Source organism: Nocardiopsis halophila DSM 44494, assembly GCF_000341245.1.
GTDB lineage: Bacteria > Actinomycetota > Actinomycetes > Streptosporangiales > Streptosporangiaceae > Nocardiopsis_A > Nocardiopsis_A halophila.
The window spans coordinates 1-16,037 of sequence record NZ_ANAD01000175.1 but is presented as its reverse complement, the minus strand read 5'-3'; the positions used below and the strand labels follow the sequence as shown (position 1 = coordinate 16,037).

At 74.3% G+C, this 16,037-nt stretch carries 9 protein-coding genes; 1 reads left to right on the top strand and 8 read right to left on the bottom strand.

All coding sequences use genetic code 11. The features are described 5' to 3' along the window. Nucleotides 1-9 precede the first annotated feature (9 nt). Nucleotides 10-4,602, bottom strand: coding sequence for a glutamate synthase large subunit (gene gltB / locus D450_RS0120370; protein ID WP_026128669.1), 4,593 nt, complete (start codon nt 4,600-4,602; stop codon nt 10-12). 2,191 nt (nt 4,603-6,793) lie between these two features. Between gltB and D450_RS35255 the strand changes: the two genes are divergently transcribed. Then, complete coding sequence (locus D450_RS35255) at nt 6,794-8,458, top strand: bis-aminopropyl spermidine synthase family protein (RefSeq protein WP_017540499.1); 1,665 nt, start codon at nt 6,794-6,796, stop codon at nt 8,456-8,458. 491 nt (nt 8,459-8,949) lie between these two features. Here the strand turns inward: D450_RS35255 and D450_RS0120360 are convergent, their stop codons facing one another. The 7 genes from D450_RS0120360 to D450_RS0120330 all read right to left on the bottom strand — a co-directional run. Further along, entirely contained in the window at nt 8,950-10,011 is a 1,062-nt protein-coding gene (locus D450_RS0120360) for a hypothetical protein (RefSeq protein WP_017540498.1), read from the bottom strand. 124 nt (nt 10,012-10,135) lie between these two features. Further along, nucleotides 10,136-11,326 carry a hypothetical protein gene (locus D450_RS0120355; protein WP_017540497.1) on the bottom strand — a complete coding sequence of 397 codons (1,191 nt, stop codon included), beginning with the start codon at nt 11,324-11,326 and terminating at the stop codon, nt 10,136-10,138. 69 nt (nt 11,327-11,395) lie between these two features. Then, entirely contained in the window at nt 11,396-12,586 is a 1,191-nt protein-coding gene (lgt, locus tag D450_RS0120350) for a prolipoprotein diacylglyceryl transferase (protein WP_017540496.1), read from the bottom strand. 25 nt (nt 12,587-12,611) lie between these two features. Further along, entirely contained in the window at nt 12,612-13,622 is a 1,011-nt protein-coding gene (locus D450_RS0120345; RefSeq protein WP_017540495.1) for a DsbA family protein, read from the bottom strand. 111 nt (nt 13,623-13,733) lie between these two features. Continuing rightward, the gene (locus tag D450_RS0120340) at nt 13,734-14,270 is read right to left on the bottom strand and encodes a MauE/DoxX family redox-associated membrane protein (protein WP_017540494.1); all 537 of its coding nucleotides are present in this window, start codon (nt 14,268-14,270) and stop codon (nt 13,734-13,736) included. A gap of 237 nt (nt 14,271-14,507) precedes the next feature. Further along, complete coding sequence (gene trpA / locus D450_RS0120335) at nt 14,508-15,356, bottom strand: tryptophan synthase subunit alpha (protein WP_017540493.1); 849 nt, start codon at nt 15,354-15,356, stop codon at nt 14,508-14,510. Then, a partial coding sequence (locus D450_RS0120330) for a pyridoxal-phosphate dependent enzyme (protein WP_017540492.1) occupies nt 15,353-16,037 on the bottom strand: 685 nt, incomplete at its 5' end. The genes trpA and D450_RS0120330, both read right to left, overlap by 4 nt.

Below are 16,037 nucleotides of genomic sequence, written 5' to 3'. Positions count from 1 at the left end.
CGCGGGGCTCTACGCCTGCGCGGCGGCCATGACGGCCTGGTCGACGTCGGCTCCGGTGCGCTCGGCCTCGGCCCGGGCGTCCAGCACGCGCTTGAAGTCGCGCGGCATGACCCTGGTGAAGCGGGCGGCCTCGGACTCGAACCCGGCCAGCAGCTTCTCGGCGACGGCCGATCCGGTCTCGGCGCGGTGCCGGGCCAGGACGTCCCGCAGGAACTCCCGGTCCTCCTCCTCGAGCGGCTCCAGGTCCACCATCTCGCCGTTGACCCGCTCGGGGTCCAGGTCGAGCACGTAGGCGATGCCGCCGCTCATGCCCGCGGCGAAGTTGCGGCCGGTCCGGCCCAGGACCACCGCGCGCCCGCCGGTCATGTACTCGCAGCCGTGGTCGCCCACGCCCTCGGCGACGGCCAGCGCGCCGGAGTTGCGCACGCAGAACCGCTCGCCGACCACGCCGCGCAGGAACACCTCGCCGGAGGTGGCCCCGTAGGCGATGACGTTGCCGGCGATGATGTGCTCTTCGGCGGGGAAGGTCGCGCCCTCGGGGGGCCGCACGGTGATGCGGCCGCCGGAGAGCCCCTTGCCGACGTAGTCGTTGGCGTCGCCGACCAGGCGCAGCGTGATGCCGCGCGGGACGAAGGCGCCGAAGGACTGGCCGGCCGAGCCGGTGAAGGTGATGTCGACGGTGTCGTCGGGCAGGCCGTCGGCGCCGTGGCGCTTGGTGACCTCGTGGCCGAGCATGGTGCCCACGGTGCGGTTGACGTTGCGCACCGGCAGGTCGAGGGTGACCTGCTGGCCGTAGTCCAGGGCGCCCTCGGCGAGCTGGATCAGGGTGTTGTCCAGGGCCTTGCCCAGCCCGTGGTCCTGGGTGCGGACGCGGCGCACGTGGTCGCCGCCCCAGGCGGCCTCCTCGTGCAGGATCGGCGCCAGGTCCAGGCCCTCGGTCTTCCAGTGCCGCACCGCGTCGTCGACCTCGAGGGCGTCGACGGCGCCCACGGCCTCGTCCAGGCTGCGGAAGCCCAGCTCGGCCAGGTACTCGCGGACCTCCTCGGCGATGAACTCGAAGAAGTTCACCACGAACTCGGCCTTGCCCGAGTAGCGCTCGCGCAGGACCGGGTTCTGGGTGGCCACGCCCACCGGGCAGGTGTCCAGGTGGCACACGCGCATCATGACGCAGCCGGAGACGACCAGGGGCGCGGTGGCGAAGCCGTACTCCTCGGCGCCGAGCAGGGCGGCGATGACGACGTCGCGGCCGGTCTTCATCTGCCCGTCGGCCTGGACGGTGATGCGGTCGCGCAGGCCGTTGCGGAGCAGGGTCTGCTGGGTCTCGGCCAGGCCCAGCTCCCAGGGGGTGCCGGCGTGCTTGAGCGAGGTCAGCGGGGAGGCGCCGGTGCCGCCGTCGTGCCCGGAGATGAGCACCACGTCGGCGTGGGCCTTGGAGACGCCGGCGGCGACGGTGCCCACGCCGGCCTCGGAGACCAGCTTGACGTGCACCCGCGCCTGCGGGTTGGCGTTCTTCAGGTCGTGGATGAGCTGGGCGAGGTCCTCGATGGAGTAGATGTCGTGGTGCGGCGGCGGGGAGATGAGCCCGACGCCGGGGGTGGAGTGGCGGGTGGTGGCCACCCACGGGTAGACCTTGTGGCCGGGCAGCTGGCCGCCCTCGCCGGGCTTGGCGCCCTGGGCCATCTTGATCTGGATGTCGTCGGCGTTGGTGAGGTAGTGCGAGGTCACCCCGAACCGGCCGGAGGCGACCTGCTTGATGGCGCTGCGGCGCAGGTCCCCGTCGGCGTCGGGGGTGAAGCGGCGCGGGTCCTCGCCGCCCTCGCCGGTGTTGGACTTGCCGCCGAGGCGGTTCATGGCGATGGCGAGGGTCTCGTGGGCCTCGGCGGAGATGGAGCCGTAGCTCATGGCGCCGGTGGAGAAGCGCTTGACGATCTCCGAGGCCGGCTCGACCTCCTCGATGGGCACCGGCTGCCGCGCCCCCTCCTTGAACCGGAGCAGGCCGCGCAGGGTCATCAGCTCGCCGGCGCGCCGGTCGACCTTGGAGGTGTACTCCTTGAAGATCTCGTAGCGGCGGGTGCTGGTGGAGTGCTGGAGCTTGAAGACGGTCTCGGGGTCGAACAGGTGGGGCTCGCCCTCGCGCCGCCACTGGTACTCCCCGCCCACGGGCAGGCGCCGGTGGTGGGGGCGGTCCTCGCGGTAGGCGGAGGCGTGGCGCAGGCGCACCTCTTCGGCGAGCACGTCGAAGCCGACGCCGCCCAGGCGGGAGGTGGTGCCGGTGAAGCAGCGGTCGACGACCTCGGCGCCCAGGCCCAGGGCCTCGAAGATCTGCGCGCCGGTGTAGGAGCCGACCGTGGACACGCCCATCTTGGACATGACCTTCAGCACGCCCTTGCCGTAGGCCTTGACGGTGTTGCGCACCGCGGTGGCAGTGTCGGTGCCGCCGATGACGCCGCGCGCGACGAGGTCGGCGACGGTGTCCAGGGCCAGGTAGGGGTTGACCGCGGAGGCGCCGTAGCCCAGCAGCAGAGCCATGTGGTGGCACTCGCGGGCGTCGCCGGCCTCGACGACCAGGCCCACCTTGTTGCGGGTCTTCTCGCGCACCAGGTGGTGGTGGACGGCGCCGGTGAACAGCAGCGAGGGCACGGGGGCGCGGTCGGGGCCGGCGCCGCGGTCGCTGAGCACCAGGATGCGGGCGCCCTCGGCGATGGCCCGGTCGGCCTCGGCGCAGACCTCCTCCAGGCGGGCCTTGAGGGCGCGGCCGCCGCCGTCGGCGGGGTAGGTGCCCTCGAGCACGTGCACCCGGAAGTCGGGGTCGCCGTCGGGGCCGCCGGCGGCGCGGACCGCGGCGAGTTCGGCGTCGTCGAGGACGGGGGTGGGCAGCACGATGCGCCGGCAGTCCTCGGGGGTGGCCGAGAGCAGGTTCTCCTCGGCGCCCAGGGTGGTGCCCAGGCTGGTGACCAGCTCCTCGCGGATGGCGTCCAGCGGCGGGTTGGTGACCTGGGCGAAGCCCTGGGTGAAGTAGTCGAAGAGCTGCCGGGACCGGGTGGACAGGGCGGCGACGGGGGTGTCGGTGCCCATGGAGCCGATGGGCTCGGCGCCGGTGCGGGCCATGGGGGTCAGGATGACCCGCAGCTCCTCCTCGGTGTAGCCGAAGACCTGCTGCTCGCGGGTGAGGTCGCGGTCGGCGGGGGCCTCGGGCTCGGCGGCGGGCAGGTCGGCCAGGCGGACCACGCCCTGCTCCAGCCATTCGGCGTAGGGGTGCTCGGCGGCGAGCTCGGCCTTGATCTCCTCGTCCTCGATGATGCGCCCGGAGGCGGTGTCGGCGACGAAGATGCGGCCGGGCTGCAGGCGGCCCTTGCGGACGATGCGCTCGGGCTCGATGTCGAGCACGCCGGCCTCGCTGGCCAGGACGACGGTGCCGTCGTCGGTGACCCAGTAGCGGCCGGGGCGCAGGCCGTTGCGGTCCAGGACGGCGCCGACGAGGCTGCCGTCGGTGAAGGAGACCGAGGCGGGGCCGTCCCAGGGCTCCATGAGCATGGAGTGGAACTCGTAGAAGGCCCGGACCTTGGGGTCCATCTCGGTGTGGTTCTCCCACGGCTCCGGGATCATCATGAGCACCGCGTGCGGCAGCGACCGCCCGCCCAGGTGGAGCAGCTCCAGGGCGGCGTCGAAGGAGGCGGTGTCGGAGTCCTCGGGGTCGGCGATGGGGAAGATGCGCGACAGGTCGCCGGGCAGCACGTCGCTGACCAGGTCGGCCTCGCGGGCGCGCATCATGTTGCGGTTGCCCTTGACCGTGTTGATCTCGCCGTTGTGGGCCACGTAGCGGAAGGGGTGGGCCAGCGGCCACGAGGGGAAGGTGTTGGTGGAGAACCGGGAGTGCACCAGCGCCAGCGCGGAGGTGTAGCGCCGGTCGGACAGGTCGGGGAAGAACGGCTCCAGCTGGGGCGTGGTGAGCATGCCCTTGTAGGCGATGGTGCGCGGGCTGAGGCTGGGGAAGTACGCCCCGGCCTCGTGCTCGGCGCGCTTGCGCAGGCAGTAGGCGTAGCGCTCCAGCTCGATGCCGGTCAGGCCCTCGGCGGGGCCGCCGGGGGCGCCGGCGACGAAGAGCTGGCCGAAGTGCGGCATGGACTCGCGGGCGGCGGGGCCGCAGTAGGACGGCTCGACGGGCAGGTCGCGCCAGCCCAGCACGGTCAGGTGCTCTTCGGCAGCAAGGGCCTCGATGGTGCGCACGGCGGCGGCGCGGTCGACCTCGCCGGCGGGCAGGAACGCGATGCCGGCGGCGTAGGCGCCGGCCTCGGGCAGGTCGAAGCCGCAGACCTCGCGGTAGAGGGCGTCGGGGATCTGGGTGAGGATGCCCGCGCCGTCGCCGTCGTCGGGGTCGGCGCCGGAGGCGCCGCGGTGGTCGAGGTTGCGCAGGACGGTGAGGGCCTTGTCCACGGTGTCGTGGGTGCGCCGGCCGTTGAGGTCGGCGACGAAGCCGACTCCGCAGGCGTCGTGCTCGAAGGACCGGTCGTAGAGCCCCTCCCCGGTGGCGCGGACGGCCGCGTTCGGGGTGTCATGGGCGTTTCCGCGGGCGTCGGAACGCCGCACCTGGCCAGCAGGCATCTACCCTCCTGTCGTCGTGCGATGGGCTTTTGGTCAAAGCGCATTCGGGACGACGTTGGCCCTGCTGCGGTGTGCGGTCTTCGGTTGTGGGCCCGCTGCGCCGAGGCNGGGGCGGGGCGGGCCGCCAGGGACCGGTGGCGGGCGCGCCGTCCGGCCGGGTGTCACGTCCTCGTGGGCCGGGCGCGGTGCGCCGGGTGCCTGCCCCTGTCGGTGGTCAGGTTATACATCCTGGTCGTGGACCGCGCGAATCGCGGGTCCTGCGACCTCCTCGCCGCTGCGGTGCGGCGCGGATGCGGTGTCGGCCCGCTCGTCGGCGGAGCGGGCATGCCCCCTGCCCGGCGTGCCGGGCTAGCGGTGGGTCTTCCCGCCGCCAAGAGCGGCAAACATCCGCAAAGCGGATGAAACCGCCGGACGGAAGGTTAACAACAGCCGCACGGCGGTGTTTCCACCGGGGTTCCACGATAGGTGATCACCGGCGACCCGGACCATGGGCCGCCCGTCCCCGGGGACCGGCTCCCCAGACTAGCGTTCGCCCAGGTGAGCCCGTTCACGCGGGGGTGCGGCACAGGCGGGTTAACGGCGTGTTTCATCTCACTGCCCCGATCGCCCGGAGTAGCCGCCGAGGGTGGGGGCCGGGGGCCGGGAGTAGGGCCGGGGCTTGGAGGGCGGGGCGGGAGAGCAGGTACCCCACTCACGGCCCCGGCCGGGCGCCGGGGCCGCGGAGCGCCAGGACGATGGCAACGACGAGACCAGGCGGGCGACCCGACCGGCAGCACTGCCGGGCGCTAGGCGTGTGGACGGTCACCGCGATGGCGGTGACGGGAGAGCCGGTGCCCCGCTCACGGTCATCGGCCGGGCGGCGGGCCGTCGGGGTGCCAGGACGAGGGCGGCGACGAAGAGGAGGGGCGGTTCCCCTGTGCCGCCGGTCGGCCGCCGGGTCTCTCGCGGAACCGGCGATGAGCAGCAACGATGGCACAGCAGGTGCCCCGCTCCGGCCTGCTTGCCGGGCGGCGGGCCATCGGGTGCCAGGACGAGGGCGGCGACGAAGAGGAGGGGCGGTTCCCCTGTGCCGCCGGTCGGCCGCCGGGCCTTCCGAGGCCCGAGCAGGGGGCGCGGTCGGGCCCGGCGGCGCCCGCCCGCTCCCACGGCGCACCCACCCGGCCCGCACCGGGCGCACACCAAGCAGATACTCCCTTTTGACCTGGGGTAATACGCACCGTCATGCGACAGGGAAGGCGCGAGCGCGCTGATCGACGCCCACAGGCGGCCTCCGGGTGCGATCCCGGCCAGACCAGAACGGGGTTCGGTATCACTGTGCCCGTAGTGCCCCTTTTTGTCCGCCCGCCACCGGAGAGGAGGCGACACGGGAGAGGTGGGGCGCCCGCCTGCGCGGGATCTGATGGCGGCGTCTGCCCATTTTCGACTACTCAGAGTGACCGCATGCGCCACAATCGGGTCCAGTGTGCCGCTAGGGGGGTGTCGGGCACCGAATCCCGTTCTGGTCTGGCCGCCACCGTACGCCCGCCCGGCCCCAGGGGCCGCTCCGGGTGCGCGCGAGCCCGCACCCCTTCCAATCCGGACAAACGGGACACCGGGCGGGGTGCGGCAGCCGGAGGCCGACCCGGCCGGGCCCGATCTTCATCGAGAGTGGTGATATCGCCACGCAATGTGCAATTGCGTGGCGATATCACCACTCTCGATGCCCGGCCACCATCCGGTGCGCCCGTTATGCCCGGAACACGAACAGGGAAGGGCCCCTCCAATGCCAAGGCTGTCGGCCGCCCGGCGGCCGACAGCCAAGCCCGGGGAACCGCCCCGCCTTCTCGTCGCCGCGCTCCCCTGGCCCCCCGCGACCCGCCGCCCGGCAAGCAGGGCGAAGCGGGGNCCCCCCGCGCCCCGCCGCCCGGCAAGCAGGGCGAAGCGGGGCACCAGCCGTCCCGTCGTCGCTGCCATCTCCCGGTACCGCGGAAGGCCCGGCGGCCGACAGCCAAGCCCAGGGAACCGCCCCGCCTCTTCGTCGCTGCCCTCCGCCCGGCACCCTGCCGACCCGCCGCCCGGCAAGCAGCCCCGAGCGGGGCACTCACCGACCCGTCGCCGCCGGCCGCCCGGACCGCGAGGGACCCGGCGGCCGACCGACGGCCCCTGGGGCGGACCGGAACCGCCTCGACCTGGGGAATGGGAGGATCGGACGGTGAACGATCTTCCGCCTGAACTCTCGGCCCTGCTCGATGCGCAGGGCGCCGACGCCACCCGCGCCCATCGGGTCCTGGGCGCCTTGTCCAACGGCGCCTGGTGGAGCCCCCGCGAGCTGGTGCGGGCCACGGCGGTCGCCCACCGTGTGACCGCGGGCGTCCTCGACGCCCTCGGCGCCGACCTGGAGCGGTTCGCCGCCTCCGGCGGCGAGGAGCGGGTGCGCCTGGTGCGGCCCGCCCCCTACGCGGAGGCCTTCGACCGCCCCCGCCCCGCAGACGCCTGGGCGCCGCTCATGGAGGCCCACCCCCGGGCGGCCGAGGAGCTTCGGCGCCTGGTGGCCGAGGCCCCGCCCTCCCGGACCGACCTGGACCACGTGGCCGCCACCGCGCGCACCGCCCTGCGGCGCGGGGTCTTCCTGGCCGACCGCTTCGACCTGTCCGGGCGGCGGCTGCTGTGCGTGGGCGACCACGATCTGACCTCCCTGGCCACGCTGCTGGTGCAGCCCGATGCCGAGGCGGTGGTCGTCGACGTCGATGAGCGCATGCTCGCCTACATCGACGCGGCCGCGGACCGCCTGGGGCTGGCGATCCGGTGCCACTTCGCCGCCCTGCGGCTCGGCCTGCCGCCATCGGTGGTCGGCGCCTGCGACGTGGTCTTCACCGATCCGCCCTACACCCCTGAGGGGGTCGAGCTGTTCGTGCGGCGCGGCCTGGAGGGCATGGCCGACCCGCGCCGGGGGCGCGTCGCCGTGGCCTACGGGGTGAGCGAGACGACCCCGGCGCTGGCCGCCAAGACGCAGGCCCGCCTGGCCCGGATGGACCTGCTGTTCGAAGCGGTGCACCCGGACTTCAACCGGTACGAGGGCGCCGAGGCCATCGGCGCGGCCGGCGACCTGTACGTGCTGCGGCCGCTCTCGCGCGCCCCCGCGGGCCAGGGAGGCGAGGCCGCCCGGATCTACAGCCAGGGCGGCAACGCGAAGGAGGCCGCCGCGAAACGGGCCGAGCTGGCGGAGCTCGCCGGGTCCCCGGCCCTGCCCGAGCCCGGGTCCGACGGCGGACCGGGGACGGTGGTCGGCGACTGGCCGGCCGCCGAGGACGCGGCAGGGGTGCGCCGGGTGCGGCTGGGCACGTGGATGTCGGGGCCGGTCGAGGCCGGGGATGCGGTGGTGAACCTGACCGGCGGCTGGGAGGCGCTTCTGGGGCGGGCGCTCCTGGCGGCGGGCGGCGGTGGCGTGCGGGCGGTGGTCCCCTCGTCGGCGCCGCAGGTGCGCGACGAGGCCGGCCAGCGGGCGCTGGCGGCGCTGCTCGGACCGGGGGTCCGGGTGCGGTTCCGCCGGGGCGGTCCGGGGAGCCGGCTGGTGGTGGTGGAGGCCTTCCCCTCCCCCGTCGGCGCCGGTGCGGGGCCGACGGAGCGGCTGCGCGCCCGGGTGCGCGAACGGGCCCACGGGCCGCTCCCCCGCGTGCTGCGGGAGGCGGTGATCGCGGTCGCGGCCGAGGAGGGCCACAGCGTCAACAAGCGCACCGCACGCGGCCTTGTGGCCCGAGCGGCCCCCTGGACCGCCGGGCACACCCTCCTCGACCTGCCTGAACACCGCTTCGCCGACCTCGACCAGGCCGCCGAGCGGATCACCGCCGAGCTGTCAGAGGCCGCCCCGGTCGAGTAGACCGGGAACACGCCCCCCCGGCCGAGGGGCCTCGAACCAACAGGGAGCATGCCTCGGCCGACGAAGCACTCCTAGGCGACCGGGCCCGGTCCAGGGGTCGCTGAGCTCGGTGGACATGGACACCGACGGCTCACGGCCATGCTGTCGGAGGCCATCAGGGGTGAGGCGGCTGCCGGATCGGGGGCACGCCCCGTGTGATCCCGTGTGTGAGGTGGCGGAGTCTCGGCGTCTGAGAACCGGAAGAGGACTTGGCCACGGGGTCGGCGAAACCGTCGGGGAAGGGTTCTTGAACGGGCGCGTCGGGCCGCGGCGCGCTGAGCGGGGCCGTGCGGAAGCCTGTAGTGGCGGCGGGCATGGGGGCGGGGCGCTTGTCGGGTGTCGGTTGAAGGCGTAGCCGGGGGCACGGAGTACGCGGTTCCACGGGCGTGCGGGTACGAGCGAGGCCCCGAGCGCTGTCGGCGCTCAGGGCCTCGTGGTGCTCTCGTTGGGGGTCAGCCCGTTCCGGTGCCGGCGCCTTGGCCTGTTCCCTGCCCGGTCGCCGCGTCGCCGCCGGTTCCGGCACCGCCCTGGCCCGCGTCCGCTCCGGCGCCCGTGCCCGCCCCGGTTCCGGCGCGCGCTCCGGTGTCGGTGCCCTCCTGGCCCGAGCCTGCGCCCTGGTCGGCGCCCATCTCGGGGCGCTCCAGCTCCACCACCCGCCGGTACAGCGGGTCCTGGAAGGAGTTCAGCGCGATCAGGGGCGCGGTCAGGTCCTCACGCTCCGCCGGGTCCTCCGAGGACTTGTCCTGGGCCCAGGAGACCATCAGGTAGTGGCCGTTCACCGAGGCCTCGGCCCGGCTGAAGCCGGCCCCCAGGCGGGTCAGCGGGTCCTCTTCGCCCGGGTTGACGATGAACCCGGGGCTCTCCTCGTCCTCGTCGCTGAGCAGCGGCTGCTCCATGGCGTCGGCGACCGCCTCGGAGGCCTCGGTGTCGCGCAGGTTGAACAGCACGACCGCGCCGACGTAGTCGTCCGAGACGTAGCCCGCGCTGGCCGCCTGGGTGCACCCGGCGTCCTCCAGCGCCTTGACGACCGGGTCGCCCCAGACCGCCGCGGAGCAGTCCTCGGTCAGGGACTGGGCGGAGAGCTCGAAGACGATGCCCTGGCTGTCGATCTCCTTGTTGTCCCGCTCGAACATCTCGCCCTCGCTGAGCGGGCGGGAATCGACCTCCTGGGAGACGAGGGCCTCGCCCATGCTCTCCGAGCCGTAGACCGAGTAGGTGGTGGGGCGCGCCTGCTCCGGGGCCTTGGCTCCCCCGGCCATGACATTCCACACGAGCACGCCGACGAGCGCGACCACCGCAACGCCCAGGGCTCCCAGCAGGACCGGCAGGGCCTTGCCGCGCTTCTTCGCGCCGTCCTCACCGCCCGCGTCCGCCCGGCGCCGGGATCCGCCGCCGGAGCGCCGGCGCGGCGCGCCGTCCGCCTCTTCCGCCGGGTCGGCTCCGCCGGTCCTCCTGCGCCTGCCGCCCTTGGCGGCCGGGGGCGGGGTCGCGCCTGAGGGATCTGAAGAAGACACCGTGACCTCTCGAATGCCGGAGCGTGCTGCTCGCGTTGTGACGTGCGGGCCGCGCGGTGAGCGCGGGGCGCGGCGCCGGTAGGCGCATCCTAGCCGGGATCGCGGGGGGCGCCGTGCGGGCGGGTCAGCCCTCCTGCTCCTCCTTGGCTCGGCCGACCTGCTCGTACACCCACACCGCGGCGTCCATCGCCACCACGTTGACCTCGGCCATGCTGGTGTCCTCCTCCGGCTCCCCGCCGTCGGCCCGGGCGACCCAGTAGACCGCCAGGTAGTGGCCCATGACCTGGGTGGAGGCCTGGCTGTAGCCCTGGTGCAGTCCGTCCACGCCCTCGTCCATGGGCACCAGGAAGCCCACGTCGCTCTCGTGGTCGTGCGGGTCGAGCGCCTTGGCGGCCTCGCTGGAGGCCTCGGCGTCGGACAGGTCGAAGAGCGTGAACTGCGCCACGTACTCCTTGTCCTGGTCCTGGTAGAAGCCGCGGGCCGCGGAGGTGCAGCCGCCGTCGACCAGCGCCTGCCCCAGGTCCTCGCCCCAGACCCAGCGGGTGCAGGAGTCGGTGGCCTCGGCGTTCTCCAGGAGCATGGTGAAGTCGTCGAGTTCGAGCTTCTCGGCGTCGGAGGCGAACACCTTCTCGGCGTCGAGCGGTTCGGCGTCGTCGGCGCGCTCGGCGATGGGGGCGAAGATCTCCTGGTCCTGCGCCTCGCCCTGGTAGACCGTGGGCAGCAGGGTGGAGTGGCCGTCCTCCGGCATCTCCAGGGAGGGCTTGTCGCCGCCTTCGAGGGGGGTGTCGGTGAGCAGGAGGTAGAGGAGCACCCCCAGCAGGGCGACCAGGGCGACCCCGCACAGCCCCAGGAGGACCCCGAGGACGGCGGTGCCGCGCTTGCCCGAACTCTGTTCGGCGAGCGTGCTGACGACGTTGTTGGGCCGGTCGCCCAGCACGCTGACCTTGCGCAGCGCCGTGGCGGAGAACTTGGAGACCGGGTCGACGTCGGCGGCGGCGGAGCGGCGGCCGCGGCGGGGCGGTGTGCCGTTCTTCTTGGCCTTCTCGGCCTTCTTTGCCTTCCGCCCGGCGCGCCCCTTGCCCGCGCGCCTGCCGCGGGCGGGGGCGGCCTCCCCGGCGGCCCGGCCGTCGTCGGGCAGCTCTTCGGGCAGGTCCTCGGGCCCGGCCGCGTCCTCGGGGGCCGGGCCGGCCTCCTCGACGGGTCCGGTGTCGACCACGGTGTCGGGCGATGCGGCGTCACCGCGGTGGCGGCGGCCGGACCGGGCGCGGCGCGACCTGCGCGTGCCCGCCCGGTCGGCGGAGTCCGATCTGCTCACGTCGTTGGCTCACTCATCCTCGCCGGCGCCGCCTGCGGCCGCGGGGTCCCGCGGCGGCGCCGGCGGCGCCTATTCCTCCCGCTTGTGGCCGGCGGGTCCGGTCGCGGTCCCGTCCTCGCCGGTGCCGCTGTCGGGGGCCGGTTCCGCACCGTCCGGTCCGGCCGGGGCGTCCTCGGCGCCGTCCGGCCGCTCCGGCGCGTCCGCGGCGTCCGACGCCTCCGGTGCGGAGGCGGGGGCCGCGCCGCCGGAGCCGGGCTCCTGCGGGCCGGTGCCGCTCGGCGCCGCGGACTCCTCCGCGCCGGGCCCGGCGTCCGCCTCTGCGCGGGCCCCGGACCGGCCCTCGGAGGCCGGGTCGGTGTCGAAGACCTGGGTTCCGGCCTCGTGCCCGTAGGGCACCACGCGCGTGGAGAAGCGGTCGAGCCGCCGCCCCGCCCACACGAAGTAGGCCAGGGCCCCCAGGAACACCGCGACCGAGGTCCAGTTGTTCAGCCTCAGGCCGAGGATCTCGTTCGCGGGGTCGATGCGCATGTACTCGATCCAGAACCGCCCCACACAGTAACCCATGACGTACACCGCGAAGAGCCGCCCGCCCTGGAGGGCGTCGGTGTAGCGCCGGCCGAGCCAGACCAGGAGCACGGTGAGCCCGATGTTCCACAGCGACTCGTACAGGAACGTGGGGTGGTATGTGGTGAAGCCCTCGATGTAGCCGGCGGGCCGGCCCGCCTCGGTGGAGATCTCCAGCGCCCACGGCAGGTCGGTGGGGCGCCCGAAGAGCTCCTGGTTGAAGTAGTTGCCCCAGCGCCCGAAGGCCTGCGCCAGCGGGATGGTGGGGGCGATGGCGAAGGACAGCTTCGTCATCGACAGCCCGCGCCTGCGGGCCACCAGCCACACGCCCAGGGCGCCCAGCGGGACGGCGCCCCAGATGCCCAGGCCCCCGTTCCAGATGTACAGCGCCTGGATCGGTTCCCGGCCGGGGCCGAAGTACAGCTGGTAGTCGCTGATGACGTGGTAGAGGCGGCCGCCGATCAGGCCGAGGATGACCGCGGGCACCGCCAGGTCCATGATGGTGCCCTTCTCACCCCCCATGGCGGCCCAGCGGCGCTCGGACCACGCCACGGCGACGATGACGCCGGTGAGGATGCACAGGGCGTACACGTGCAGGGTGAGCGGGCCGATGTCGAACTGGCTGACCGGCGGCGGCGGGATCGCGGCCAGGGTGAGGCCGTCCCCGACGGTTCCGGCCTCAGCGGCGGTGGGCATCGCTGGTGTCGTCATCTCGGGTGGTTCATTCCTTGGCGTCAGGGGAGGCGGAGGCCCCGGCGTCGCCTTCGGCGTCCTCGCCGCCCTCGGCGTCCTGGGCCGGCGTGGAGTCCGGTTCGCCGGGCTCGGCTTCGGCGACGGCGCTGCGGAGGCTGGAGGCAGAGTACATCTCATTGCCCATCTTCGCGCCGTTGAGGTAGACGCTGGGGGTGCCCGCGAACGCGTTCTCGCCGCTGTAGCGCTCGTTGACGGCGCCGGTGGCCTCCAGGACCCCCAGCACGTAGGTGTCGTCGAGGAAGGAGGAGTCCACGCCGTTCTCGTCGCCCCAGGCGATCAGGTCGGTGACCGGCATGGTGCTCACCGCGTCGCCGCCCATCTCGGCCTGGGCCTTCTCCAGCAGGTCGGGGGCGTAGTCCTGGGCGAACCGGTCGGCGACCTCGGACTCGGCGTCGACGCGCTCGGCGAAGGCGGGGTCGTCGATGCCGACCTCCTCGCCCCAGCCCTTCAGGTCCTCCGGGGAGAACCCGGCCTCGCCCTCGGCGGGCTGGTTCTCGAAGAGGATGTCGTTGTACTCGACGAACTTTCCGGCGTCGGCGGCGGCACGGGCGGCGGCCCCGCCGCGCAGCGAGTTGGTGCCCAGCGGCTCGCCGCGCAGGGCGAAGATGCTGACCGGGCGGTAGTGCACGATGACCTCGCCGGCGGCGGCCATCTCCTGGACGGCCGAGCCGGTGGCGGTCTCGAACTGCTTGCAGGCCGGGCACTGGTAGTCGGCGTAGATCTCCAGCACGGGGGCGCCGGCGCCCTCCTCGGCCAGCACGACGCTGCCGTCGGTCTGCAGCGCCTGCGGGGGGAGCTGGACGTCGCTCTCGGAGCGGTCCCGCATGACGACGAAGTAGCCGACGGCCACCACGACCGCGACGACCACGACCGCGGCCCCCGCGACCAGCAGCACCCGGTTCCGCTTCGCCTTCTGCTGCTCCTTGAGGCGCTGCTGCTTCAAACGTTCGCGCGCCTCGCGCCGCGCCGCCTTGCCCATGGGCCGATCACCGTTCTCCGTCGTGTGGGTTGCTCGCGTCCGTCCCCGCGGAGGCGGGGTCGTTGTATCAGGTTCGGCGGCGCCCCCGGGGGCGCCGCCCGCCGCCGGCGCTCAGCGGTAGAGCCCGGCGACCCGGTCGAGGGACAGGGGGGAGCGCGGCCAGATCATGACGATACCGGCCAGCAGGATGAAGCCGATGTCGCGGGCGATGTCGACGCCGTAGGCGGTCTCGCCCGGTTCGACGGTGCCGCCGGTGCCGAAGCAGCCGCAGTCGATGTTCAGCCCGCGCGCCCAGGCCGAGATGATCCCGGCGATGAACAGCAGCATGAGCACGGCGGTGGCCGCGCCGACGTAGCGGGTGGCCAGCCCGATGAGCAGGAGCAGCGCCAGGGCGAACTCCAGCAGCGGCAGGGTGATGCCGATGAACTCGGCGATGCCGCTCGGGAAGAGCTGGTAGGCCTCGACGGACTGGATGGACAGCGCCGGGGGGAGCTTGGTGTAGGCGGCGAAGGCGAGGATGCCGGCCAGGGCGACACGGCAGGCCAGGGTGGCCCAGGGCTGGACGGCGTCCCAGCGGGCCGCCCCGGGGGCGCGGGCGGCGCCGCCGTCGGGCTCGTCGGGGTCGTGCTCGTGGGGCCCGGTGCTCATGTCTGCCCTTCCCTCGTGGCCGGAGTGGACGCGCCGCGGGCCGCGGTCGCCGGAGGGGGCGCGCGGCGTCGCAGCGGAGCCTACTGCATGTGACCGGCCGGGTACCGTTCGTCGCGGTGAACGCGGCGGGGGGCGCGCCGGCCGGTGCTGGAGAACTCTACGCCGACCGCCGCGCCCCGCACGTCCTCTTCCTGGGAAGAGGACGCGATTCTCACCCGTTTCTCACCCGGGCGGGCCTCAGCGGCGCCCGGCCCGCGCCCCCTCGGCCAGCTCCTCGGCGAAGGCGCCCACCGCCGCGGTGGCAGCGCCCAGGTCGGCGGCGTCCAGCACGCGCTGGCAGAACCCGGCCCCGGCGATGACCCCGTCGGCGTACCCGGCGACCTCGGCGGCCTGCTCGCCGGTGGAGATGCCCAGCCCCACGCACACCGGAAGGCCGGACCCGGCGGCCTGGCGGGTGCGCACCACCAGCTGCTCGGCGGTGCTCGCCACCTGGGCGCGGGTCCCGGTCACCCCCATCAGGGAGGCGGCGTAGACGAAGCCCCGGCAGGCGTCGGTGGTCAGCTTCAGTCGCTCGTCGGTGGAGGAGGGCGCCACCAGGAAGACGCGGTCGAGCCCGTGGGCGTCGCTGGCCTCCAGCCACTCCCCCGCCTCCTCGGGCAGCAGGTCGGGGGTGATGGCCCCGGAGCCGCCCGCGGAGGCCAGGTCGGCGGCGAAGCGGGCGGTGCCGTACCGGTCGATCGGGTTCCAGTAGGACATGACCAGCGCGGCGGCGCCGGCCTCGGCGACCGCCTCGACCACCCGCAGCACGTCGGCGGGGGCGGTGCCGGCGGCCAGCGCCCGGTCGGCGGCGCGCTGGATGGTGGGGCCGTCCATGGTGGGGTCGGAGTAGGGCAGGCCGACCTCGACCACGTCGCAGCCGCCCGCCACCATCGCCCGGACCACCTCGATCGAGGAGGACAGGTCGGGGAACCCGGCCGGCAGGTAGCCGATGAGCGCGGCCCGCCCCTCGGACCGGGCCCGGGCCAGCCGGCTCTGCAGCGGGGTGCCCCCGCCGGCGTCCTGTGCGGTGCTGGCGTCGCCGTTCACTCCTGCTCCCCCTCGTCGTCCATGAGCCCGAAGTAGGCCGCGGCGGTGCCCATGTCCTTGTCGCCGCGACCGGACAGGCTCACCAGGATGGTCGCCTGCTCCCCCAGCTCCCGGCCGAGCACCTGGGCCCCGGCCAGGGCGTGGGCGCTCTCGATGGCCGGGATGATGCCCTCGGTGCGGCACAGCACCCGGAAGGCCTCCATGGCCTCGGCGTCGGTGACCGCCCGGTACTCGGCACGGCCGGTGTCGGCGAGCCAGGCGTGCTCGGGGCCGACCGCCGGGTAGTCCAGGCCGGCGGAGATGGAGTGGCTGGGCACCGTCTGGCCGTGCTCGTCCTGGAGCACGTAGGTGCGCGCACCCTGGAAGATGCCGGGCGTGCCGCCGGTGATGGAGGCGGCGTGCCGGCCCGAGGCGACGCCGTCGCCGCCGGCCTCGAAGCCGAACAGCCGCACCCCGGGGTCGTCGATGAAGGCGGCGAAGGCCCCGATGGCGTTGGACCCCCCGCCCACGCAGGCGGCGACCGCGTCGGGCAGCCGGCCGGTGCGCTCCAGGACCTGCTCGCGGGCCTCCTGGCCGATGATGAAGTGCAGGTCGCGCACCATCGAGGGGAAGGGGTGCGGGCCGGCGGCGGTGCCCAGCAGGTAGTGGGTGCTGTCGACGTTGGCGACCCAGTCGCGGAAG